The sequence below is a fragment of the Comamonas granuli NBRC 101663 genome, from assembly GCF_000739995.1.
GTDB lineage: Bacteria > Pseudomonadota > Gammaproteobacteria > Burkholderiales > Burkholderiaceae_C > Simplicispira > Simplicispira granuli.
Genome location: NZ_BBJX01000005.1, coordinates 346,479 through 370,281, shown reverse-complemented (window position 1 = coordinate 370,281; position 23,803 = coordinate 346,479). Strand labels below are relative to the sequence as shown.

Below are 23,803 nucleotides of genomic sequence, written 5' to 3'. Positions count from 1 at the left end.
GTCAAAGACCAGCCCCACCCAGGGTCTTGTGTCTTTGTCAGAATGGCGCTCCCTGGCCCGCCCATCCTGAAGAGGTAATTGCGTGCAACACCCTGCACCGACCGTGACCGGCGCCGACGCGGCACTGTTCGAGCGCGTGCTCAGCCACGCCCTGGGCGAAACCCACCGGCTGCTGGAACGCGCCCTGGAAACCACGCGCCACGCGCTGCAAAGGCTGGAGGACAGTGCGCGCACGCCGGGCGAGCGCCATGGGCTCATCGAATCGCGCCAGCAGCTCGTGCGGCTCAGCGCCCTGATGGCCGAGCGCTACCCTGGGGCACTACGCCAGGCCATCTCGCAGGACGCACTGGACCAGAGCAAGACCACGCGCTCGCTGTTCACCGTGCACTTCGACGAGCTCGAACTCATGGACGAGCACCAGATCCACGCCAGCGTGGAGCGCGCGCGCGTGCGCGAAGTCCTGGCCGAGACGACCGATGCCGCGCTGGCCGAATTCGACGCCCTGGTCAGCGCCGCCCTGGGCCTGGCCAGCGTGCAGCCCGGGCGCAACCCCTTGCGGCCCGATGTGTTTCTGCAGGCGCTGCAGACCGTGCTCGGCCAGATGCAGGTGAGCGAGGCCGTGCGGCGCGACTGGATGACCCCCATGGCCCAGGCCCTGGGCGCCGAGCTGCGCGACTTCTACGGCTCGCTCACCACGCAACTGCGCCAGGCGGGCATCAAGCCCATTGGCTACGCCATCCGCCAGGCCGATGGCCGCCATGCCTACGTGGCGGTGGACGCCGCCCAGGGGCACGCGCCGGGGTTTGCCGCCGCCGCGCCGCACGAAAACACCGTGGCGGCCGTGCCCCGCCCGGGCCGGCCGGGCGCCCCCGCGCCCGCCGCCCACCCGCAGCAGGAGGCGCTGCTCACGCTGGAGCGCCTGCGCCGCCTGCTGCACGGCGAACTCGACCCCGGCCAGGCCCCAGGCCGCATGGCGCGCTTTGCCCAGCAGTTCTCCGACACCTTCGACGGGCTGCACGATGCCGCCCAGGCCGAGTCGCCACCGGACTTCGACGTCACCGTGCCCGCGGCCTTCGAGGCACTGCAGGAGATGAAGCAGGTCGACCGGCTCGTCGAGCGCCTGGGCCGGCAGCGCGCCGCCGGGCAGGCGCAGGAGCCCGCCGCCGCGCACCTGGGCCAGGCCCTGGGCCAGGAGGTCGTCGCGCTGATGGTGGACAACCTCGCCCAGGACCAGCGCCTGCTGCCGCCGGTGCAGGACGTGGTGCGCCAGCTCGAGCCGGCCCTGCTGCGCCTGGCCGTGGACGACCCGCGCTTCTTCAGCGACCCCCAGCACCCGGCGCGCCGCCTGCTGCAGGAGATCACCGACCGCAGCCTGGGCTTCGAGGACGTGCAGACGCCGGGCTTCGAGAGCTTTCTGCTCGCCCTGCACGAGTGCACCGAACCCCTGGCCCAGGCGGGCGCGTCCGGGGGCCAGGAGGGTTTCGAGACCGTGCTGCACCACCTGCACGAGCGCTGGGCCGCGGGCGAGCAGGCCCGCGAGCGCGAGCGTGCACGGGCCGTGGAGTCGCTGTGGCGTGCCGAGCAGCGCCACCTGCTGGCCGCGCGCATCGCGCGGCAGATCCAGCACCTGCCGGAGTTCCGGCGCGTCCCGGCCGAGATCGGCGCCTTTCTGCTGGGGCCCTGGTCCCAGGTACTGGCGCAGGCGCGGCTGGGCAACACGGACAAGCACCCCGACCCAGGACGCTACCGGGAGCTCGTGGACGCCCTGCTCTGGAGCGCCCAGCCCGAGCAGACACGCAAGAACCCGGCCCAGCTCGCCCGCCTGGTGCCCAAGCTGCTCGACCGCCTGCGCCAGGGGCTGGCCACCATCGGCTACCCGGAGCACGAGCTGGCCGCCTTCCTGGACACGCTCATGCGCCTGCACCAGATGGCCCTGCAGGCCCCCGCAGCCGACCGGACCGTGCCCGGCAGCACCAGCGCTGCGCCGCCTGCGCCGCCCCCATCGCTGCCGCCCCCATCGCTGCCGCCCGCACCGCCGCCTGCGCCCGAACCCGCGCCAGCACCCTCACCCGCGCGGGCACACCCGCCCATTGCCCCCATCGAGGACGAGCCCTGGCTCGTGCCCGCCGAGGCCCGGGAGTCCGGCTTCATGGAGGCCGGGCCCGCCAGCGGGTCTGCCGGCGCCGCTGCCGAGGCCCCACCGGGCGCGCCCGACATGCCTGTGGGCACCTGGGTGGACTTGCGCGTGGGCGAGCACTGGGAGCGCACGCAACTGACCTGGGCCGGCCCGCACGGCACGCTGTTCCTGTTCACCAGCGCCAATGGCCGTTCCCAGTCCATGACCAAGCGCCTGCGCGACCGGCTGTTTGCCCAGGGGGCGCTGCGCATCGTCTCCGAGCACACCATGGTGGGCGAGGCGCTGGACGCCGTGGCGCGCACGGCCATGCGCAACAGCGTCGATACGCGCCACTGAGCCCGGCGCAGCGCCGCGGCGGCCTCATGCGGGCTGGCGTGCTTGCGGATCGCCGGGCAGGCCGCGTCAGCTCTGGATCTGCGCCCAGAGCTTGTCCAGGCGCTTGACGCTCACCGGCTGCGGCGTGCGCAACTCCTGGGCGAAGAAGCTCACGCGCAGCTCCTCCAGTAGCCAGCGCAGCTCCTGCATGCGCGCGTCCACCTGACCCTTGCGCTCGGCCACCAGGCGCCAGTAGCGCTGCTCCTGCGGGCGCAGCTCGGCCAGGCGGGCGGCGTCGCGCGCCGGATCGGCACGGTACTTGTCCAGCCGCAGCACGATGGCCTTGAGGTAGCGCGCGAAGTGCGCCAGCTGCGACCAGGGCGCGGCCGCCAGGAACTGCTTGGGCATGAGGCGCTGCAGTTGCTGCTGCGCATCCTGCGTGGCCTCGGGCGCGCCCTTGGTGTCCTTGATCTTGCGCACCGCCGTGGCGTATTCCAGCAGGATAGTGCCCGCCAGGCGTGCGACCTCGTTGGCGATCAGCGTGAGGCGCGCGCGCCCTTCCTGCACGCGGCGCTCGAAGTCCTGCGCGTTGGTGGGCAGCGGGTCGAGCAGGAAGGCGCGGTCCAGCGCCACGTCGAGGATCTGCGCGCGCAGTTCTTCCTGCGTGCCCAGCGGCATGTAGGCCACGGCCATCTTCTGCAGGTCGGGGATGTTCTTTTCGAGGTACTTGAGCGCGTCCTTGATCTGCAGCGCGCACAGGCGGCGCAGGCCGGCACGGTGCTTGGCCGCCGCGACCTCGGGCTCGTCAAACACCTCGATGGTGACGGCGTCGCCCGCGTCGATGAGCGCCGGAAAGCCGATCAGCGTCTGCCCGCCCTTGCCGATCTCCATCAGCTCCGGCAGTTCGCCAAAGGTCCAGGCGGTGTAGCGTTGCTCGGCCTGCGCGGCGGGTGCAGTCTTTGCTCTCTTTTCAGGAGCTGCTTGCGCTTTATCTACGGTATTTTCAGATAGTTTTTTATCTGAATCCTGCTTGGATGAAGCGCCAGGCGCTATCTTTAATGAAGCAAGCGCCTGAAAGGCCCCGCGCGCCTTGGCACCCAGTTCGGCCTTGAGCGCGCCCAGGTTGCGCCCCTGGCCGAGCTGGCGGCCGTGCTCGTCCACCACGCGGAAGTTCATGAACAGGTGCGGCGGCACCATGTCGAGCTTGAAGTCGGCGCGCTTGACGTCGAGCGAGGTCTCCTCGCGCACCTGTTTGAGCAGCGCGTCCACCAGCCCGGTGTGGCCCACGCGGTCGGGCGTGCCCAGCAGGGCCGCCAGGCGCGTGGCGCTGTCGGGCAGCGGAACGAAGCGGCTGCGCGGGCGCTGCGGCAGGCTCTTGAGCAGGGCCTGGATCTTGTCCTTGAGCATGCCGGGCACGAGCCACTCGCAGCGCTCCTCCTGCACCTGGTTGAGCACGAACAGCGGAATGGTGACGGTGATGCCGTCGCGCGGGTCGCCGGGCTCGTGCAGGTAGCTCGCGGCGCAGTCCACGCCGCCCAGCCGCACCATCTTGGGAAAGGCGCTGGTGGTGATGCCCGCCGCCTCGTGGCGCATGAGTTCGTCGCGCGTGAGCTTGAGCAGGTCGGGCCGGGCCTTGCTCTCCGCGCGGTACCAGTGCTCGAAGCTGCGGCCGTTGCACACGTCCTGCGGCACCTGCTGGTCGTAGAAGGCGAAGATCAGCTCCTCGTCCACCAGCACGTCCTGGCGGCGCGACTTGTGTTCCAGCTCCTGCACCTTGGCGATGAGCTTGTCGTTGGCGGCCAGGAAAGGCAGGCGCTTGTCCCAGTCCTGCGGCGCCTCGCCGCCCACCAGCGCCTCGCGGATGAACAGCTCGCGCGCGGCGTGCGGGTCCACCTTCTCGTAGCCCACGCGGCGCCCGCTGTACACCACCAGGCCGTACAGCGTGGCGCGCTCGAACGCCACCACCTCGGCGGCCTTCTTCTCCCAGTGCGGGTCGAGCACCTGTTTCTTCAGCAGGTGCGCGCCCACCTCTTCAAGCCATTGCGGCTCGATGGCGGCGATGCCCCGGCCGAACAGGCGCGTGGTTTCCACCAGTTCGGCGCAGACGATCCAGCGCCCGGGCTTCTTGCGCAGGTGCGCGCCCGGATGGCGGTGGAACTTGATGCCGCGCGCGCCCAGATACACGTCCTCTTCCTCGGGCTTGAAGCCGATGTTGCCCAACAGGCCCGAGAGCATGGACAGGTGCAGCGCCTCGTAGCTGGCGGGCTGGGTGTTGAGCGCCCAGTGGTGTTCCGTCACCACGGTGAGCAGTTGGCTGTGCACGTCGCGCCATTCGCGCACGCGGCGCACGTTGATGAAGTTCTGGCGCAGCAGCTGCTCGTACTGGCGGTTGCTGAGCTTGTGCGTGGGGGCGGCCGCCGCAGGCACGGGCTGCGCCGGCGCGGCGGCCTTGCGCTGCGCCACCGGCAGCACGGCCTGCGAGGGGCCACGCGCACGCGCCTGGGCCTGCTGCTGGCGCGCCGAGGGCAGTTGCGGCACGCCGCCGCGCGCGTCCTGCAGCCACTGCCAGAGCTTGAGGTAGCCTGAAAATTCGCTCTTGTCGTCGTCGAACTTGGCGTGCTGCTGGTCGGCCTGCTGCTGCGCCTCCATGGGGCGGTCGCGCACGTCCTGCAGGCTCAGCGCGCTGGCGATCACCAGCACCTCGCTGAGCGCGCCACGCGCACGGGCTTCGAGGATCATGCGGCCCACGCGCGGGTCCAGCGGCAGCTTGGAGAGCTCTCGCCCCATGGGCGTGAGCTCGTTCTTGTCGTCCACCGCGCCCAGTTCGTTGAGCAGTTGGTAGCCGTCGGCGATGGCGCGGCCCGAGGGCGCGTCGATGAACGGAAAGTCTTCCACCACGCCCAGGTGCAGCGACTTCATGCGCAGGATCACGCCCGCCAGCGATGAACGCAGGATTTCCGGGTCGGTGAAGCGCGGCCGGCCCGTGAAGTCCTTTTCGTCGTAGAGCCGGATGCAGATGCCGTTGGCCACGCGCCCGCAGCGCCCGGCGCGTTGGTTGGCCGCCGCCTGGCTGATGGGCTCGACCAGCAACTGCTCCACCTTGCTCCGCAAGCTGTAGCGCTTGACGCGCGCCGTGCCCGCGTCGATCACGTACCGGATGCCTGGAACCGTGAGCGAGGTCTCGGCCACATTGGTGGCCAGCACGATGCGCCGGCCGGTGTGGCCGTCGAAGATGCGGTCCTGCTCGGCCTGCGACAGGCGCGCGAACAAAGGCAGCACCTCGGCGTTGCGCGTCACCGGCTGGTGCGCCAGGTGCTTGCGCAGGTGGTCGGCGGCCTCGCGGATCTCGCGCTCGCCGGGCAAAAACACCAGGATGTCGCCGCCCGCGTTGCCCTGCCAGAGTTCGTCCACGCCGTCGGCGATGGCCTCGTTCAGCCCGTAGTCGCGGCTTTCCTCGAACGGCCGCCAGCGCTGCTCCACCGGGAAGGTGCGGCCCGACACCTGGATCACCGGCGCGGGGCCCTTGGCGCTGGCAAAGTGCTTGGCGAAACGGTCGGCGTCGATGGTGGCGGAGGTCACCACCACCTTCAGGTCGGGCCTGCGCGGCAGAATCTGCCGGATGTAGCCCAGCAGAAAGTCGATGTTCAGGCTGCGCTCGTGCGCCTCGTCGATGATGAGGGTGTCATAGGCGCTCAGCAGCGGGTCGGTCTGCGTCTCGGCCAGCAGAATGCCGTCGGTCATGAGCTTGACCGAGGCGTCGCGCGCAAGCCGGTCCTGGAAGCGCACCTTGTAGCCCACCACCTCGCCCAGTGGCGTTTTCAGCTCCTCGGCGATGCGCTTGGCCACGCTGCTGGCGGCGATGCGGCGCGGCTGGGTGTGGCCGATGAGCCGGCCCTTCTGGCCTGGCGCGGCGTTGCCACTTGCCCCGCCAGAACCTTGACTGGGGCGCTGACCGCGCCCCAGGGCCAGCGCGATCTTGGGCAACTGCGTGGTCTTGCCCGAGCCGGTCTCACCGCAGACGATGATGACCTGGTGCTGGCGCAGCGCCTCCATGATCTCCTCGCGCCGCCCCGAGACGGGCAGGGATTCGGGAAACTCCAGGACGAACGAACGGGACGGCGCAGGCGGCGGCGGGGCGGAAAAAGACATAGGTGCGCATTATCTGCAGGCGGGGCCGCACAATAGCGCTGCCGCGCAACACCACCGCAGACAAGGAGACCCGCCAGCCATGCGCATACTGTTGGTCGAGGACGACGAAGGCATCGCCCAAGGCCTCACCGCCCTGCTCCGGGGCGAGGGCTATGCCGTGGATGCGTGTGCCAGCCTGGCCACGGCCTGGGCGGCGCTGCAGGTCGAGAGCTTCGACATGGTGCTGCTCGACCTGGGCCTGCCCGATGGCGACGGCCTGCAGTGGCTGCGGCGCCTGCGCCAGGCGGGGCGGCACCTGCCGGTGCTCATCCTCACGGCGCGCGATGCGCCGCCCGAGCGCATCGCCGGGCTGGACGAAGGGGCGGACGACTACATCGTCAAGCCCTTCGACCCGGGGGAACTGCTCGCCCGCATGCGCGTGGCCCTGCGCCGCAGCGAGGGGCGCGCCTCGCCCGTGCTGCGCCACGGCGACATCGAAGTCCACCCGGCGGCGCACACCGTGCAGCGCGCCGGCCAGCCCGTGGCCCTGCGCGCCAAGGAGTTCGCCCTGCTGCTCGTGCTGCTGCGCGCCAGCGGCCAGGTGGTGAGCCGCCAGCGGCTGGAAGAGGCGCTGTACGGTTTCGACGACGCGCTGGAGAGCAATGCGCTGGAGGTGCACATCCACCACCTGCGGCGCAAGCTGGGCAATGACCTGGTCCAGACCGTGCGCGGCGTGGGCTATTTCGTGCCGGTGCCGCCAGCGCCGCACACCGCCGGGCCGGCCGCATGAGGGCCGCGCCGCGCCCGCCCCGCCAGCGCCTGCTCTGGCGCCACCTGTGGCTGTGGGCCCTGCTCACGCTGCTGGGCGTCTGGGTCGTGCTGGCCGCCGTGGCCTACTACACCGGCCTGCACGAGGCCGACGAGATCAACGACGGCCAGCTCCTGGCCTTTGCCCAGATCCTGCTGCGCGAGGACATCCACGCTGACCCGCAGGAGCCTCCCGCACCCGCCGCGCAGCCGCACGCCACCGTGTACGCGCCCGACCTGCGTGCCGTGGCCTGGGAGGCGGGCCGCGTGGTCTGGGACACGCACGGCATGGCCGCCGAGCTGCCCGCGGCGCTGCCCGTCGGCCTGCAGACCGTGCACCCGGCGTCCGGACGCGCCGGCCCGGTCTGGCGCGCCTACGTGACCGAGGCCCCCACGGCCGACGGCACGCCGCGCCGCGTGGCGGTATTCATCGACATGGGCTGGCGCCGCGCGCTGGGGCGCGACATTGCCGAGCACATGGTGCGCCCCGCCCTGGTGCTGCTGCCGCTCGCCGCCCTGCTGCTGGCCTGGGCCATACGGCGCGGGCTGGCGCCGCTGGCCGAGCTCTCGCGCGCCGTCGGGGCGCTGGACCTGGACGCCGGGCAGGCCCCCCTGCCCGCGCAGCAGCCGTTCCAGGAGTTCTCCAGCACGGTACACGCCATCAATGCCCTGGCCGCCCGCCTGCAGTCGCAGCTCGAGCGCGAACGGCGCTTCACCGCCGACGTGGCGCACGAGCTGCGCACGCCGCTGACCTCGCTGCTGCTGCAGGCACGGCTGGCGGGCCAGCAGGCCGGCGGGCCTGCGCAGCAGCAGGCGCTGCACCAGTTGGAGCAGGACGCGCAGCGCGCCGCGCGCGTGCTGGGGCAACTGCTGGACCTGGCGCGCGCGCAAAAGCTCGAGGGCGTGGCCCCCGCGCCGGTGGACCTGCACCAACTGGCGCAGCAGGTGCTGGCCGCGCACGCCAGCATGGCCCACGAACGCGGCCAGGAGCTGGCGCTGCAGGCCAGCGGCGGTGCGCTCACCGTGCCGGGCCACGCCACCATGCTGGAGCTGGCGCTGCGCAATCTCGTGGACAACGCCCTGCGCCACACCCCGCCGGGCACGCTGGTCGAGGTGCACGCCGGGCGCGATGCCGACGGCAGCATCTACCTCACCGTGCAGGACGACGGCGCGCGCGCCGGCGCGCCCCCCGCCCCGCCCCACCCGGGCAGCGGCCTGGGCGTGGGCCTGGGCCTGGTGCAGCGCATCGCCCAGGCGCAGGGCGCCGTGCTGGAGGACACGCCGGGCGGGCCGCACGCACCGCACCGCGTGGGCCTGCGCTGGCCCGCAGGCCCCGGCAGCGCCGCATGAGCCCGCGCGCTGGCGCACGCCCGGCCGGCACCGCCTTAAGCCTGCGATAAGCCGCGGCGTGCAGAATCGGGCGCGCTCGCTTCCCCCCTCCCTGCTTTCCGACCGCATGATCGCTTCTCCCGCTGCCCGCCGGCCCTGGCATCCCACCACTCTGCTGCTCGTCCTCTCCCTGGGCCTGGCGACGCTGGGCAATCTCCCGCTGTGGAACGCCCTGTGGAACCTTCCCGAGGTCCACGGCCCCCAGGCCATCGCCACCCTGGGGGCGCTGGTGCTGGTGGTGGCCGCCGCGACCATGGCGCTGCTGGGCCTGCTGCTGTGGCCGCGCTGGCTCAAGCCCGCCGGCCCCGTGCTGCTGGCCGTGACCGCCGCCAGCAGCTATTTCATGGCCAGCTACGGCATCGTCATCGACCCGAGCATGCTGACCAACGTGGTGCAGACCGACACGCGCGAGGCGCTGGACCTGCTCGCCTGGCCGCTGCTGGTCACGCTGGCGCTGGGCGCGCTGCTGCCGGGCGTCTGGTGGTGGCGCCAGCGCCTGCGCCCCGTGGGGCGCGTGCGCCTGCTGGCGCAGCAGCTTGGCGCCGTGCTCGCCGCCCTGCTCGTGGCCGCCGCGCTGCTGTGGCTCACTTTCCAGGACGTGGCCTCGCTCATGCGCAACCACAAGACGCTGCGCTACATGATCAACCCGTTCAACACCGTCTACGCCGTGGGCCGGGTGGCCGTGGGGCGCAATGCGCACGCGGGCAAACCCCTGCAGCCCGTGGGCACCGACGCCCAGTTCGCCGGCACGCCCGCAGCGGCCGACACGGCGCCGCTCATCGTGCTGGTGGTGGGCGAGACGGCGCGGGCCGCCAACTTCGGCCTGGGCGACTACGAGCGCGACACCACCCCGCGCCTGGCCCAGTTGCGCGCCGCGGGCGACATGGTGTACTTCTCGCAGGTCAGCTCCTGCGGCACGAACACGCAGACCTCCGTGCCCTGCATGTTCTCGCCCCTGGGCCGCCAGGGCTATCTGGACGCCGACGGCCCCTACGAAAACCTGCTCGACGTGCTGCAGCGCGCCGGCCTGGCCGTGCTGTGGCTGGACAACCAGTCCGGCTGCAAGGGCGTGTGCGAGCGCGTGCCGGCCCTGGAGACGCGCGCGCTGGAGCACCCCACCCTGTGCCCGGACGGCCAGTGCCTGGACGAGGTGATGCTGCGCCAACTGCCCGAGGCGCTGGCCACGCTCGAGCCCGAGCGGCGCGCCCGCGCCACGGTGGTGGTGATGCACCAGATGGGCAGCCACGGCCCCGCCTACTACAAGCGCTCGCCCGCCACGCTCAAGCGCTTCCAGCCCGAATGCACCAGCCATGCGCTGCAGGAATGCCCCATGGAGCACATCCGCAACGCCTACGACAACTCGCTGCGCTATACCGACCACTTCCTCGCCGAGACCGTGCAGTGGCTGCAGGCGCAAAAGCGCCCCACGGCGCTGGTGTACGTCTCGGACCATGGCGAATCCCTGGGCGAGAAGGGCCTGTACCTGCACGGCATGCCCTACGCCATGGCGCCCACCGAGCAAACGCATGTGCCCATGCTGGTGTGGCTGTCCAAGGCCATGCAGGGCGAGCGCAGCCAGGCCCTGGACTGCCTGCGCCGCCAGGCCGGCGCGCAGCTCTCGCACGACGTGCTCTTTCCCACCATGCTCGACCTGGCGGGCGTGCGCACCACGGCCCTGCAGCCCGAGCGCAACCTGCTCGCCGCCTGCCCGGCCCGGCCGGCCGCGGGCTGACGGCACGCAGAGCCCCGTGGCTTAAGCAACAATAGCGGCCTGACCGCCAGCCGCGCGCTGGCGCCCCCGACCGCCTACCGCCGCGCCTGCAGCATGTCCACCGTCTTCAATTTCACCTTCGTGCCCTGGTTCCGCTCCGTGGCACCCTATATCCACAAGTTCCGGCACCAGACCTTTGTGGTGGGGCTCACGGGCGAGGCCATCGCCGCGGGCAAGCTGCAGAGCATCGTGCAGGACCTGGCCATGATCCAGGCCATGGGCGTGAAGATCGTGCTGGTGCACGGCTTTCGCCCGCAGGTGAACGAGCAGTTGCGCGCCAAGGGGCACGAGGCGCGCTACTCGCACGGCATGCGCATCACCGACCCAGTGGCGCTGGACTGCGCGCAGGAGGCCGCCGGGCAACTGCGCTACGAGATCGAGGCCGCCTTCAGCCAGGGCCTGCCCAACACCCCCATGGCCGGGGCGCGCGTGCGCGTGATCTCGGGCAACTTCCTCACGGCGCGGCCCGTGGGCATCGTCGATGGGGTGGACTTCCAGCACACGGGCCTGGTGCGCAAGGTGGACGCCGTCGGCATTCGGCGCGCGCTCGAATCCGAGGCCATGGTGCTGATCTCGCCCTTCGGCTTCTCGCCCACGGGCGAGGCCTTCAACCTCGCCATGGAGGAGGTGGCCACGCGCGTGGCCAGCGAAATGCGGGCCGACAAGCTGCTGTTCCTCTCGGAGGTGCCGGGCATCCGCGTGCGCCCCGCCGACCCCGAGGGCGAGGACAACCCCATAGACACCGAACTGCCGCTGGCCCAGGCGCGCCAGTGGCTCGCGCGCCTGCCGCCTCCCCAGCAGCCGACGGACGCGGCCTTCTACCTGCAGCACTGCGTGCGCGCCTGCGAGCATGGCGTGGAGCGCAGCCACATCATCCCCTTCGCCGTGGACGGCTCGCTGCTGCTGGAGATCTACGTGCACGACGGCATCGGCACCATGGTCGTGGACGAAAAGCTCGAGGAACTGCGCGAGGCCACGGCCGACGACGTGGGCGGCATCCTGCAGCTCATCGAGCCGTTCGAGAAGGACGGCACCCTGGTCAAGCGCGACCGCACCGAGATCGAGCGCGACATTGCCAACTACACCATCATCGAGCACGACGGCGTGATCTTCGGCTGCGCCGCGCTCTACCCCTACCCCGAGGCGCATACCGCCGAGATGGCCGCCGTCACCGTCTCGCCCCACAGCCAGGGCACGGGCGACGGGGAAAAGCTGCTCAAGCGCATCGAGCAGCGCGCGCGCAGTCAGGGGTTGGAATCCATCTTCGTGCTCACCACGCGCACCATGCACTGGTTCCTGAAGCGCGGCTTCGCCCAGGTGGACCCCGACTGGCTGCCCGAGGCACGCAAGCGCAAGTACAACTGGGACCGCAAGAGCCAGGTGCTGGTCAAGCGGCTGTGAGCGCGCCCGCCGCGCCCGCGGGCCCGATGTAGCGCTCGCGCCGCTGGGCCTTGAGCTGCTGCACGTCCACCAGCACCAGGCCGTCGACGCAGTGGCTGAAATCCGGGTCCACGCCGAAGTCCAGGAAGCGCACGCCGCCCGGCTCGGCCACTTCCGTGTACTGCTTGTACAGCGTGGGCACGCTGCAGCCCAGGTGCGCCAGCAGATGCTTGAGGCGCACGAAATCCGCGCTGCTGTCGCCGCTCGCCGCCGGCTCCAGATCGGTGCCCGGCACATAGGGGCGGCGGGCCTCGGCCACGCCGGGTTCGCCATAGTGGCTGCGGTAGTGGTGCACCAGCAGGTCGCGCGCCGCCTGGGGCATGTCGCGCGAGAGCGAGACCGGGCCGAACAGGTAGCGGCACTCGGGATAGCGCCGCACGTAGGCGCCGATGCCGAACCACAGGTAGTCGAGCGAGCGGCGGCCCCAGTAGCGCGGCTGCACGAAGGAGCGGCCCAGCTCCAGCCCCTGCTGCAGGTACGGCACCATGCGCGGGCCGAAATGGAACAGGCTGTGCGTGTACAGCCCCTCCACGCCCTGGTCCTGCACCACCGCCGCCGTGCGCACCATGCGGTAGGCGCCGACGATCTCCAGATCCTGGGGGTCCCACAGGATGAGGTGGTCGTAGATCAGGTCGTAGCGGTCCAGGTCGCGGCGCCGGCCGCTGCCCTCGCCGACGGCGCGGAAGGCGAGCTCGCGCAGCCGCCCCACTTCGCGCAGCACGGGCGAGTCCAGCCCGCCGCGGAACAGGTGGATGCGCTTGCCGTCCGGCGTCTGCCCCAGCAGCGCGCAGGCGGCCACGGCCTGGGCCAGTGCGCTGCGGTCCACCGGATGGGCGACGGCCGTCTCGGTGTGCAGCAGGCCGGGCCTGTCCTGCGCCACCCGGTACAGGTGCTTGCAGAACAGCTTGGCCTTGGCCGCATCCGGCAAGGGCATGGCGCCGTGGCTGCTGTGCGGGATGGGGTGGCCGATGCGCAGGGCAACGCTCTTGCGGTGCTGGCCGAACATCTCCTGCACCAGCAGCAGCGTGGCCAGCGGCTTGTAGCACAGGGAGGCGCCGTAGAACAGGGCCGAGTTGCGGCCGTCGATGTGGATGGGCACGATGGGCGCCTGCGTCTGCGCCGCCAGGCGCAGAAAGCCGCTGTGCCAGCGCCCGTCGCGCACGCCGCCCGGCCGCAGGCGCGAGACCTCGCCGGCCGGGAAGATGATGACCGCCCCCTCGCCGCGCAGGTGCTCCAGGATGGCCTTGAGCTGGCGCGCGCCGCTGTGGCCGCCCAGCACCGTGACCGGCAGCAGCAGGCGCTGGAGGGGCGCAAGGCTGGCCAGCAGGCCGTTGGCGACGATCTTCACGTCGCTGCGGATGCCGCCCACCAGGTTGAGCAGCGCCAGCCCGTCGAGCGAGCCCAGGGGGTGGTTGGCAATGATGACCACGCGCCCGCGCGCCGGAATGCGCTCGCGCTCGTTGTCGCGCACCGCGTAGCTGAAGGCGAAATGCTCGAGCACCTGCTCGACGAACGGAAAGCCCTCCAGGTGCGGGTACTGCTGGGCGAAATGGCGAAAGCTCTGCTCGTGCAGCAGGCGGCGCAGCATGCCGCGCACGCCCTTGCTCAGCCAGGGATGCCGCTGCAGTTGCGGCAGGTGCAGGTCGACGATCTGGTCCACGGAGATCATGGCGCTCACTCCCAGGTGCATGCGCCGGAGGGGTTCTCCGGCACTGCAGCCATGCTGAGGCCATGCCATGACGGGCCTGCGACAGGCCCGTGACCGATCCGCGACAGGCGCGCGCAGCGCCCGGAGCGCGTCAGAGCCGCACGTCGTCGATCTGCTCGGGGTCGAGGAAGCGCTCGGCGTAGCGCTGGTACACCTTGCCCTGCACGAACACCTCGAACAGATCGGGGTCGATATGGCCCGTGCGCGCCATCTTCTGCATGATGCCCAGCGCCTGCGACAGCTTCATGCCGCGCTTGTAGGGCCGGTCGGCGGCGGTGAGGGCCTCGAACACGTCGGCCACGCCCACCATGCGCGCCTGCCAGGACATCTGCTCGCGCGTGAGGCCGCGCGGGTAGCCCTTGCCGTCCATGCGCTCGTGGTGGCCGCCGGCGTATTCGGGCACGTTCCTGAGGTGGCGCGGCCAGGGCAGCGTCTCCAGCATCTTGATGGTGGCGACGATGTGGTAGTTGATGGTGTCGCGCTCGGCCTGGGTGAGCGTGCCCGAGCGGATGGTCAGGTTCTCCATCTCCTCGGCGCTCAGAAAGCTGGTCTGCAGGCCCTCGGGGTTGCGCCACTGGCGCTGCGTGCCGATGACGCGCACGCGCAACTGGTCGGCCTGCTGCATGGCCTCGCTGCCCTGGTTGCACTGGCGCAGGAACTCGCGGTCCGCCTCCAGGCCCTGCAGCTCGCTGTGCAGCGCGGCCTGGGCGGCGGCCTCGGCGCCGGCGTCCTGCACCGGGCGCAGCGCCAGTTGCGCGCGCAGCGCGGCAATCTCGGCGTCGCGCTTGAGCACCTCGAAGCGCGTGTCGATCAGGCCGATGCGGTCGTAGATGGTCTGCAGCTTGGTGGCCTTGTCGACCACGTGCACGGGCGTGGTGATCTTGCCGCAGTCGTGCAGCAGGCCTGCCATCTGCAGCTCGTAGCGGTCGCGCTCGCTCATGCGAAAGTGCGCCAGCGGCCCGGTGGCGGTGGAGTCGGCCGCCTCGGCCAGCAGCATGGTGAGCGTGGGCACGCGCTCGCAGTGGCCGCCGGTGTAGGGGGATTTTTCGTCGATGGCGACGTTGATGAGCTTGACGAAGGACTCGAACAGCGTTTCGAGCTGGGAGATAAGCAGGCGGTTGCTCAGCGCGATGGCCGCCTGCGAGGCGAGCGACTCGGTCAGGCTCTGGTCCTCGCGCGTGAAGGGCACGACCCGCCCGCTCTCGGGGTCGATGGCGTTGATGAGCTGCAGCACGCCGATCACCGCGTCCTCATGGTTCTTCATGGGCACGGTGAGGAAGGACTGCGAGCGGTAGCCGGTGCGCTGGTCGAAGCTGCGCGTGCCGGAGAAGTCGAACCCCGCCTCGTCGTACACGTCGGCGATGTTGACGGTGCGTTCATGGATGGCCGCATAGGCCGCCACGAGCTGGTCGTTGGGCGTGCCGTCGGCGCGGCGCAGCGGCAGGTCGGGCAGGCCCACGCGCTGGCCCGTGGTGCCGCCCTGGCGTATGCCCAGCGAGTCGGTGCGCATGATCTCGAAGCGCAGCGCGCCGCCGTCGTCAGTGGTGCTGTAGAGGGTTCCGGCATCGGCGCCGGTCAGGGCCTTGGCGGCCTCCAGGATGTTCTCCAGCAGGCGCTCGATGTCACGTTCGCGCGAGAGTTCCGCGCCGATGCGGTTGAGCTGTTCGAGGCGGCCGAACAGTTCGACGACAGTGGATTTGCTCATGATCCTGCCTTTATAGCAGCCGCCGCGCATCCGCGCCGGCCGCTGCCCAGGGCAGGTGTCAGCCGCGGCGCAGGCCGCGCCAGAGCAGCCAGGACAGGGCCAGTCCCGTGGCCATGAAGCACAGGAAGGACCAGTTGGCGATGGAGCCGCCCAGGAACGTCCAGTCCACCGCCGTGCAGTCGCCCGAGCCACGGAAGATCATGGGCACGGCGCGGCGCAGGGGGTAGTTCTCGATCATGCCGTAGAAGTCGCGCCCGCACATGGACACTTCGGGCGGAAACCACTGCAGCCAGCTCTGGCGCGCGGCCGTGAAGGCGCCGAAACCGCTGAGCGCCACCGCCAGGGCGGTCCACGGCATCCACCAGGTTTTTTTGCCGCCAACGCTTGCCAGACCTGTGCAAACAGCTATCAAAATGAAAGCATAGCGCTGCACGATGCACATGGGGCAAGGCTCCAGCCCCACCACGTGCTGCAGGTACAGGCCAAACGCCAGCAGGGCCACGCACAGCGCACTGGTCAGCGCCAGCACGCGCCGGGGGGCACGGTCAAACCAGGAAGCAATCATTCATCACCTTGTGCGCCGCACGCCGGGCGGGCGCCGTGGCGGCGCGCCTCAAATGCCTGCGGCTTGGTCCAGAAAAACGCGGGCGCGCCGCGGTGTGACCACCAGCGTCTCGCCCTCCTTGAACCCCATCTCCCGGAACTGCTGCGCAGGAATCTGCGCCTCGATCAACGGCAGGGATGGTGCATTGTCCGCTGCTTTGGGACCGTCCTGCGCAATAAGTTCCAGCCGCGCGATGGGGCCGACGACGATGGCGCGCTCGAGCTGGGCGAGGATGCCCTGCACCGCGCCCTGCCCCGGCACGGGGCGCTGCACGTCCAGGTCGTGCGGGCGCACGTAGGCCAGGGCGTCGGCGTTCTGCGCCTGGGCATGTTCGGGCGCGGCGATCTCCATGCCGCCCTGCACGTGCACCAGGCCCTCGTGCGCGCGGCCGTGGAACAGGTTCACATCGCCCAGAAAGCCGTAGACGAAGGGGCTGGCCGGGTGGTCCCAGACCTGCTGGGGCGTGCCCTGCTGCTCGATGCGGCCCTGGTGGATGACGACCACGCGGTCGGCCACCTCCAGCGCCTCCTCCTGGTCGTGCGTGACGAAGATGCTGGTCACGTGCAGCTCGTCGTGCAGGCGGCGCAGCCAGCGGCGCAGTTCCTTGCGCACCTTGGCGTCCAGCGCGCCGAAGGGCTCGTCGAGCAGCAGCACCTTGGGCTCCACGGCCAGCGCGCGCGCCAGGGCAATGCGCTGGCGCTGCCCGCCCGAGAGCTGCGAGGGGTAGCGGTCGGCGATCCAGTCGAGCTGCACGAGCTGGAGCAGGCTCATCACCTTCTCCTTGATCTGCGCTTCGCTGGGCCGCTCCTTGCGCGGCTTCATGCGCAGGCCGAAGGCCACGTTGTCGAACACCGTCATGTGGCGGAACAGCGCGTAGTGCTGGAACACGAAGCCCACGCCGCGCTCGCGCACGTGCACGTCGGTGGTGTCTGCGCCGCTGAAGTGGATGCTGCCCGCATCGGGCGTCTCCAGCCCCGCGATGATGCGCAGCAGCGTGGTCTTGCCGCAGCCCGAGGGGCCCAGCAGCGCGATGAGTTCACCCGATGCGATGTCCAGGTTCACGCCCTGCAGGGCCTGGAAGTCGCCGAACCGTTTGCTGACGTTGCGGATTTCGATGCTCATGATTCAATAGCTTTCAGCGCAGGCTGGGCGCGCCCTGCCCGATGTTTTGGCTTGTAGCCGGGCGCTCCGGCGGCAAGGCGGCAGCCTGCTGGCGCTGCTGCTCGTTCTTCCACTCGGCCACGGTCTTGATGACCAGGGTGACCAGGGCCAGCAGGGCCAGCAGCGAGGCCGCCGCGAAGGCCGCGACCGACTGGTATTCGTTGTAGAGGATCTCCACGTGCAGCGGAATGGTGTTGGTCTGCCCGCGGATGTGGCCCGAGACCACCGAGACCGCGCCGAACTCGCCCATGGCGCGCGCATTGCACAGGATCACGCCGTACAGCAGGCCCCACTTGATGTTGGGCAGCGTGACATGCCAGAAGGTCTGCCAGCCGCTCGCGCCGAGCACGATGGCGGCCTGCTCCTCATCGTTGCCCTGGGCCTGCATCAGCGGGATGAGCTCGCGCGCGATGAACGGGAAGGTCACGAACACCGTGGCCAGCACGATGCCCGGCACGGCGAAGACGATCTTGATGTCGTGCGCCGCCAGCCACGGGCCGAGCCAGCCGTTGGCGCCGAACACCAGCACGTACATCAGGCCCGCCACCACCGGCGAGATGGAGAACGGCAGGTCGATCAGCGTGGTCAGAAAGGCCTTGCCCTTGAACTCGTACTTGGCGATGCACCAGGCCGCCGCCACGCCGAACACCAGGTTCAGGGGCACGGCAATGGCGGCGGTGAGGAGCGTGAGCCGGATGGCCGACCAGGCGTCGGGCTCGCGCAGGCCCTCCAGGTAGGCATCCAGGCCCTTCCTCAGTGCCTCGGTGAACACGGCGGCCAGCGGCAGCACCAGGAACAGCAGCAGAAAGGCCAGGGCCACGCCGATCAGCGTGAAACGCACCCAGGGAGCCTCGGTGGTGCCGGCCTGCGCGCGGCGAACAATATGGGTATTCATATCAGCCTTTCATGGCGCATGGCGCTGCAAGCTGGCGCGGCCCAGCCCAGGGCACCCGTGGAACTGGTTTTGCCAGGCCACCGGGTGCGTCCCCCTCCCGAAGGAGAGGGGGACGGCGCGAAGCGACTCAGGGGGTGTTTCATGCTTGGCGGCGCTGCCAGGCCTGCAGCGCATTGATGACCAGCAGCAGGATGAACGAGAGCACCAGCATCACCACCGCCACCGCGGTGGCGCCGGCGTAGTCGTACTGCTCCAGCTTGCCGATGATGATCAGCGGCGTGATCTCCGACACCATGGGCATGTTGCCGGCGATGAAGATCACCGAGCCGTACTCGCCCACGGCACGCGCAAAGGCCATGGCAAAGCCGGTGAGCAGCGCGGGCGTGATGGCGGGCAGGATGACGTGGCGGAAAATCTGCCAGCGCGAGGCGCCCAGGCTGGTGGCGGCCTCCTCCAGCTCTTTCTCGCTGTCTTCGAGCACCGGCTGCACCGTGCGCACCACAAAGGGCAGGCCGATGAAGATCAGCGCAATGACGATGCCCGCGGGCTTGAACGCCAGCTCTATGCCCAGGGGCTCCAGAATGCCGCCCACCCAGCCATTGCCCGCCAGCAGCGCCGTGAGCGAGATGCCCGCCACGGCCGTGGGCAGGGCGAACGGCAGGTCCACCAGCGCATCGACGATCTTCTTGCCGGGGAACTGGTAGCGCACCAGCACCCAGGCGATCAGCAGGCCGAAGACCAGGTTGACCAGCGCCGCCAGGAACGAGGCGCCGAAGGTCAGCCGGTACGAAGCCACCACGCGCGGCGCGCTGACGGCGGCCCAGAACTGCTCCCAGGTCAGCGAGAAGGTCTTGAAGATCAGTGCCGTCAGCGGGATCAGCACGATGATGCTCAGGTAGAACAGCGTGTAGCCCAGCGTGAGCCCGAAACCGGGCAGTACGCGTTTGGCACTCTTGCGAGTGCCTTGGTTGTTATTCATAGGAAGTCATCCATGGCACAGCGCCCCGTGAAACTGGCGCGCCCCCCGGGCGAGGGGCGCCACGCCAGGGCCGCCCCGACTCAGGGAGAGGTTCACTTCGCGTAGATCTTGTCGAACTGACCGCCGTCGTTGAAGTGCACCTTCTGCGCCTCGGTCAGGCTGCCGAAGTACTTGGCCACGGTGAACTGCTTGAGCGGCTTGAAGGTGGCCTCGTACTTCTTCAGCACCTTCTCCGAGCGCGGGCGGATGGCGTGCTTGGCGGCGATCTCCTGCGCCTCATCGGAGTACAGGTAGTCGAGGTAGGCCTGGGCGAGCTGCGCCGTGCCCTTCTTGGCCACGGTGCGCTCGACCACGGCCACGGGGTTCTCGGCCACGATGCTGACCGAGGGGTAGATCGCATCGACCTTGCCGGCGCCGAACTCGCGGTTGATGGACACCACCTCGGACTCGAAGGTGATCAGCACGTCGCCCTGATTGCGCTGCAGGAAGGTGGCCGTGGCGTCGCGGCCGCCCTTGGCGAGCACGGGCACGTTCTTGTAGAGCTTGGCGACGAACTCGGCCGCCTGCTGCTCGGTGCCGCCCTTCTCGCGCACGGCGCCCCAGGCGGCCAGGTAGGCGTAGCGGCCGTTGCCGCCGGTCTTGGGGTTGACCACGATCACCTGGATGCCGGGCTTGATGAGGTCATCCCAGTCCTTGATGCCCTTGGGGTTGCCGTTGCGCACCAGGAACAGCATGGTCGAGGTGGTGGGCGAGGCGTCGTGCGGGAACTTCTTGGCCCAGTCCTTGGCGACCACGCCGTTGTCGGCGAGGAACTGCACGTCGGTGGTGGTGTTCATGGTCACCACGTCGGCGGCCAGGCCGTCGTTCACGGCGCGCGCCTGGGCGCTGGAGCCGGCATGCGACTGGTCGATCTTCACGTCCTGGCCGGTGGTCTTCTTGTAGTGCGCTGCGAAGGCGGCGTTGTAATCCTTGTAGAACTCGCGCGCCACGTCGTACGACACGTTCAGGAGCTGGTTCTGCGCCGAGGCCACGCCGCTGGCGGCCAGGGCCAGGGAGGCCAGAAGGGTTTTGATTTTCAGGGAGGTCATGGTTGCATCACCCGAGCATGGTTGTCGATGGGTGCATTGTGCGAAGGCCGCCTTAAAACACAAAAGAATATATTTTTGTTTATTTATCAAAAAAAGACATAAGCAAACCCTGCATGCTCGTCGCTGGTCCACATGTCCCCACTCCGGATTGATGCATCAAAATGCCTTCAACCGCTTACAAATCAAGCGCCATAAGCTACTATATTGATAGCAATCAAGCGCCTGCAGACAGGTCCGCCTGCCACTGCGGGGTCCGCAGGGCCTGCGCGGCCTCGCCGGTCAGCGACTGCAATAGGGCCAGGCCCAGCGGCCAATCGCCATGGCCGGAGTCAACGTTGATATGCCCTGCCCGGGGCAGGCGCACGAACTCGCTGCCCCAGGCGCGCGCATAGGCGCCGGCCAGGCGGATGGGGCAGTACGGGTCGTTGCTGCTGGCCACCACAATGCTGCGGTAGGGCAACGCGGCATGGGGCACGGGGGCGAAATCGCTCAGAGCCGCCCGGCGCTCGGGGTCGGCGGGCGCGACCAGCAGCGCGCCCGCCACGCGGGCCGCGGCCTCGGGGCCCATGTGCGTGGTGGCGATGCAGCCCAGGCTGTGCGCCACGATCACGACCGGGTGCGCTGCCTCCAGCACGGTCTGCTCCAACTGGCCCACCCAGGCCGCACGCGTGGGCGTGATCCAGTCGCCCTGCACCACGCGGCGGGCCTGGGGCAGGCGCTCGGCCCACAGGCTTTGCCAATGGCCGGGACCGGAGTCGCGCCAGCCCGGAACGATGATGATGGAAGTGGGTGTCACGGTAGGGGGTCCCGCAGATGCCTGCGGCCGCCGACACGCCGGAGGGGCGTCCGGCGCCACGGACAAGGCAGGCGTCGCGGCCCGCTGCATCTGCTCAGTGGTTGCGTCGCACCGGATTCTGCGATCCACCACTTAAAACCCAAACGAATAAATCGTTCTTACTTCATTCCCAAAAAGACTATCCCAGGGGATGCGCGCCTCACAGGCGCACGGCCTCGAACGCCGGGTAGAGCTCGTCGATCCAGTGGTTCAGCTCGTCGTGCGAGACGTCCAGCGCGGCCATGCAGTCCGCACCGTGCTGCTGCCACTCGCGCGAGGGCTCCAGGCCCTCGTGGTGGTGCACCAGGTATTCGGCCAGCAGCCCCAGCGCCACCAAGCGGCGCACCTCGGGGCTGAACTGCTCGGCATGCAGGCAGCTGAAGTCATGGTGCAGCCAGATGGCCTGCGCCACATCGCCAGGCAGGTGCCAGGTGCGCGCCACGATGGCGCCGACCACGGCATGGTCGGTGCGGTGGTTGGCGTTCTCGGTCTGCGTGAAGGTGCGGTCGCGCCGGGCCAGCGCCTCGGTGACGGTGCTGGCATAGCCGCGCACGGCCTTGACCAGCACGGGCATGCCCACGTGGCAGAACAGGCCGAAGCTGTAGCCCAGGCCGGGGTCCAGGCTGTAGAGCTGGCGGCCGATGTGCTCGCAGGCGATGGCGCGGCGCTGCGAGCTCTCCCAGAAATGCTCCAGCAGCGGCGAGCGCACCTGCAGCGCATGGCGCGTGATGAAGGCCGAAAGCAGCTCCACCGCCGGGCGCAGGCCCAGCACGGTGAGCGCCATGCCCACGGTCTGCACGGGCTGGGCCAGGGCGTAGAGCGGGCTGTTGGCCTGGCGGATCAGCGCTGCGGCCATGGCCACGTCGGAGGAGGCCAGTTGGTCTATGGCCCCCGGGTCCAGCTCGGGCGCAGCCACGATGGCCTGCAGGCGCAGCAGCGACTCGGGACACGGCGGGATCACGATGGCCCGCACGGCGGGCAGGACGCGGGCTTTTTGGATGTCTTGGTCGATGGGATGGGTGGTCACGGCACGGCCCGGGCAAATCCACGCGGGGCAACCAGCGCCGCCCCGCCTTGTTTCAATTGCTTGCATTGTGGCGGGAAATGCCCCGCCCGGCCGGGAAAGCCCACAAAAAGCTAGCGCCCCTGCAAGGCCGCGCGCGTAGCCAGGCTGCTGCGCCCGGGCATGGCCTCGCCCAGGAAGTCCAGGAAATGCCGCACCGCCGGCGACAGGCCGCGGCGCGAGGGGAACACGGCGTGCACGATGCCCGGCGTGGGCGCCCATTCGGGCAGCACGCGCACCAGGCGCCGCTCGCGGATTTCCTCGTGGCACATGTAGTCGGGCAGCCAGCAGATGCCCGTGCCCGCCAGGGCGGCGAACTTGAGCGTCAACAGGTCGTCGGCCACGTAGCGCGGGCTGTGCTGCACGGTCTGCTGCGCGCCGTTGGGGCCGATGAGCTGCCAGGTGGCCCGGCCGTCGGGCGCGGACATGGCGATGCTGTCCATGCGCGCCAGGTCGGCCAGCGTGGCTGGCGTGCCCTGGCGGATCAGCAGCTCGGGGCTGGCCACCAGCACCTGCTGCGCCACATCCAGGCGCTTGACCACCATGCTGCCGCTGTCGTCCAGCGAGGGACGCACGCGCAGCGCCACGTCCAGGCCCTCCTCCACGAGGTTCACGGCCCGGTTGCTGACCTGCAGCTCCACCCGCACCTGCGGATGGCGCGCCAGGAAGGCCGGCATGAGCTCGCCCAGCACGGTCTGCGCCAGCGTCACCGGGCAGCTCACGCGGATGGTGCCGCGCGGCTCGGTCTGCACCTGGGCCACGGTGTCCTGCGCCGCCAGCGCCGACTCGCGCACCGCCTGGCAGTGGCGCAGAAAGGCCTCGCCCACGCCGGTCAGCGAGAGCTTGCGCGTGGTGCGCTGCAGCAGGCGCACGCCCAGTTGCGCCTCCAGCTCGGAGACGCGGCGCGAGAGCCGCGACTTGGGGATGCCCAGCGCCCGGCCGGCTGCGGCAAAGCCGCCGCGCTCCACCACTTCAGCGAAGTACAGCATGTCGTTGAGGTCTTGCATGGGTCTTCCTGGCGTGCAATTGTTCTACTGGCAGGACAATCTATCGCATTTTCGCCAACTTATCAAAAACTGTGGCGATCTCCACAATCTATCCATCGCCCACCCACCGTGGCCCCACCCCCCCGGAGATCACCATGCAACTGCTTCACATCGATTCCGCCATCACCGGCAGCCAATCTGTTTCGCGCCAGCTCACCGCGCAGGTCGTGGCCGCCTGGACCGACGCCCACCCCGGCACCCAGGTGGACTACCTGGACCTGGTGGCCAACGCCCCGGCCCACTTCACCATGGAGGCCATGGCGCCGCGCACCGGCCAGACCGAGGGCCTGAGCGCCGCCCAGCAGCGCGAGAACGCCGTGTCCGAGCAACTGGTGCGCCAGTTCCTCGCGGCCGACGTGGTCGTGATCGGCGCGCCGTTCTACAACTTCAGCATTCCCACGCAGCTCAAGGCCTGGATCGACCGCATCGCCCAGCCCGGCCGCACCTTCCGCTACACCGCCAACGGCCCCGAAGGCCTGGCCCAGGGCAAGACGGTGATCATCGTCTCCAGCCGCGGCGGCGTGTACTCCACCAGCGAAGACGGCCGCGCCATGGAACACCAGGAGAGCTACCTGCAGACGGTGCTGGGCTTCTTCGGCGTGACCGACGTGCGCTTCGTGCGTGCCGAGGGCGTGGCCCTGGGCGCAGATGCCAAGACCAGCGCCCTGAGCACGGCGCAGCGCCAGATCGCCGCCGCCGCCAACCTCGACCTGGTGCGCGAAGCAGCTTGAG

The 23,803-nt window shown here is 70.0% G+C and carries 17 protein-coding genes; 6 read left to right on the top strand and 11 right to left on the bottom strand.

Annotated elements, in window-relative coordinates; translation table 11 throughout:
• Positions 1-82: 82 nt before the first annotated feature.
• On the top strand, positions 83-2,473 hold the full coding sequence (locus tag CGR01S_RS07215; RefSeq protein WP_042424381.1) for a DUF1631 family protein: 2,391 nt from the start codon (positions 83-85) through the stop codon (positions 2,471-2,473).
• Positions 2,474-2,539: 66 nt separating this feature from the next.
• On the opposite strand, the gene hrpA is transcribed toward CGR01S_RS07215, so the two are convergent.
• Entirely contained in the window at positions 2,540-6,601 is a 4,062-nt protein-coding gene (hrpA, locus tag CGR01S_RS07210; RefSeq protein ID WP_042424379.1) for an ATP-dependent RNA helicase HrpA, read from the bottom strand.
• A gap of 79 nt (positions 6,602-6,680) precedes the next feature.
• Between hrpA and CGR01S_RS07205 the strand changes: the two genes are divergently transcribed.
• The 4 genes from CGR01S_RS07205 to argA all read left to right on the top strand — a co-directional run bounded on the left by CGR01S_RS07205 (position 6,681) and on the right by argA (position 11,948).
• Positions 6,681-7,370, top strand: coding sequence for a response regulator (locus tag CGR01S_RS07205; RefSeq protein ID WP_042424376.1), 690 nt, complete (start codon positions 6,681-6,683; stop codon positions 7,368-7,370).
• Positions 7,367-8,737, top strand: a complete 1,371-nt coding sequence (locus CGR01S_RS07200; protein WP_042424373.1) for a sensor histidine kinase — start codon at positions 7,367-7,369, stop codon at positions 8,735-8,737. Before CGR01S_RS07205 ends, CGR01S_RS07200 begins: the two co-directional genes overlap by 4 nt.
• Before the next feature lie 106 nt (positions 8,738-8,843).
• Entirely contained in the window at positions 8,844-10,508 is a 1,665-nt protein-coding gene (locus CGR01S_RS07195) for a phosphoethanolamine transferase (RefSeq protein WP_042424370.1), read from the top strand.
• Between the two features lie 93 nt (positions 10,509-10,601).
• Positions 10,602-11,948 carry an amino-acid N-acetyltransferase gene (argA, locus tag CGR01S_RS07190; protein ID WP_042424366.1) on the top strand — a complete coding sequence of 449 codons (1,347 nt, stop codon included), beginning with the start codon at positions 10,602-10,604 and terminating at the stop codon, positions 11,946-11,948.
• Here the strand turns inward: argA and olsF are convergent.
• The 10 genes from olsF to CGR01S_RS07140 all read right to left on the bottom strand — a co-directional run bounded on the left by olsF (position 11,935) and on the right by CGR01S_RS07140 (position 23,032).
• Positions 11,935-13,656, bottom strand: coding sequence for a bifunctional ornithine lipid synthase OlsF (gene olsF, locus CGR01S_RS07185; protein WP_042424680.1), 1,722 nt, complete (start codon positions 13,654-13,656; stop codon positions 11,935-11,937). The genes argA and olsF overlap by 14 nt on opposite strands.
• Positions 13,657-13,786: 130 nt before the next feature.
• Positions 13,787-15,400: an HD family phosphohydrolase gene (locus CGR01S_RS07180; protein ID WP_042424363.1), complete on the bottom strand. Its 1,614-nt coding sequence runs from the start codon at positions 15,398-15,400 to the stop codon at positions 13,787-13,789.
• A 58-nt stretch (positions 15,401-15,458) separates the two neighbouring features.
• Positions 15,459-15,965, bottom strand: coding sequence for a disulfide bond formation protein B (locus CGR01S_RS07175; protein WP_042424361.1), 507 nt, complete (start codon positions 15,963-15,965; stop codon positions 15,459-15,461).
• 48 nt (positions 15,966-16,013) lie between these two features.
• Entirely contained in the window at positions 16,014-17,126 is a 1,113-nt protein-coding gene (locus CGR01S_RS07170) for a sulfate/molybdate ABC transporter ATP-binding protein (protein ID WP_042424359.1), read from the bottom strand.
• A gap of 13 nt (positions 17,127-17,139) precedes the next feature.
• Entirely contained in the window at positions 17,140-18,060 is a 921-nt protein-coding gene (cysW, locus tag CGR01S_RS07165) for a sulfate ABC transporter permease subunit CysW (protein WP_042424356.1), read from the bottom strand.
• A gap of 139 nt (positions 18,061-18,199) precedes the next feature.
• Positions 18,200-19,039 (bottom strand): sulfate ABC transporter permease subunit CysT, encoded by an 840-nt coding sequence (gene cysT, locus CGR01S_RS07160; protein WP_042424353.1) that lies wholly within the window; start codon positions 19,037-19,039, stop codon positions 18,200-18,202.
• 92 nt (positions 19,040-19,131) lie between these two features.
• Complete coding sequence (locus CGR01S_RS07155; RefSeq protein WP_042424350.1) at positions 19,132-20,127, bottom strand: sulfate ABC transporter substrate-binding protein; 996 nt, start codon at positions 20,125-20,127, stop codon at positions 19,132-19,134.
• 214 nt (positions 20,128-20,341) lie between these two features.
• Complete coding sequence (locus tag CGR01S_RS07150) at positions 20,342-20,923, bottom strand: RBBP9/YdeN family alpha/beta hydrolase (RefSeq protein WP_042424347.1); 582 nt, start codon at positions 20,921-20,923, stop codon at positions 20,342-20,344.
• A gap of 199 nt (positions 20,924-21,122) precedes the next feature.
• Positions 21,123-21,989, bottom strand: coding sequence for an HDOD domain-containing protein (locus CGR01S_RS07145; protein ID WP_052382517.1), 867 nt, complete (start codon positions 21,987-21,989; stop codon positions 21,123-21,125).
• A gap of 110 nt (positions 21,990-22,099) precedes the next feature.
• Complete coding sequence (locus CGR01S_RS07140; protein WP_042424345.1) at positions 22,100-23,032, bottom strand: LysR family transcriptional regulator; 933 nt, start codon at positions 23,030-23,032, stop codon at positions 22,100-22,102.
• A 134-nt stretch (positions 23,033-23,166) separates the two neighbouring features.
• Between CGR01S_RS07140 and CGR01S_RS07135 the strand changes: the two genes are divergently transcribed.
• Positions 23,167-23,802 (top strand): FMN-dependent NADH-azoreductase, encoded by a 636-nt coding sequence (locus CGR01S_RS07135; RefSeq protein WP_042424674.1) that lies wholly within the window; start codon positions 23,167-23,169, stop codon positions 23,800-23,802.
• Position 23,803: the final 1 nt, after the last annotated feature.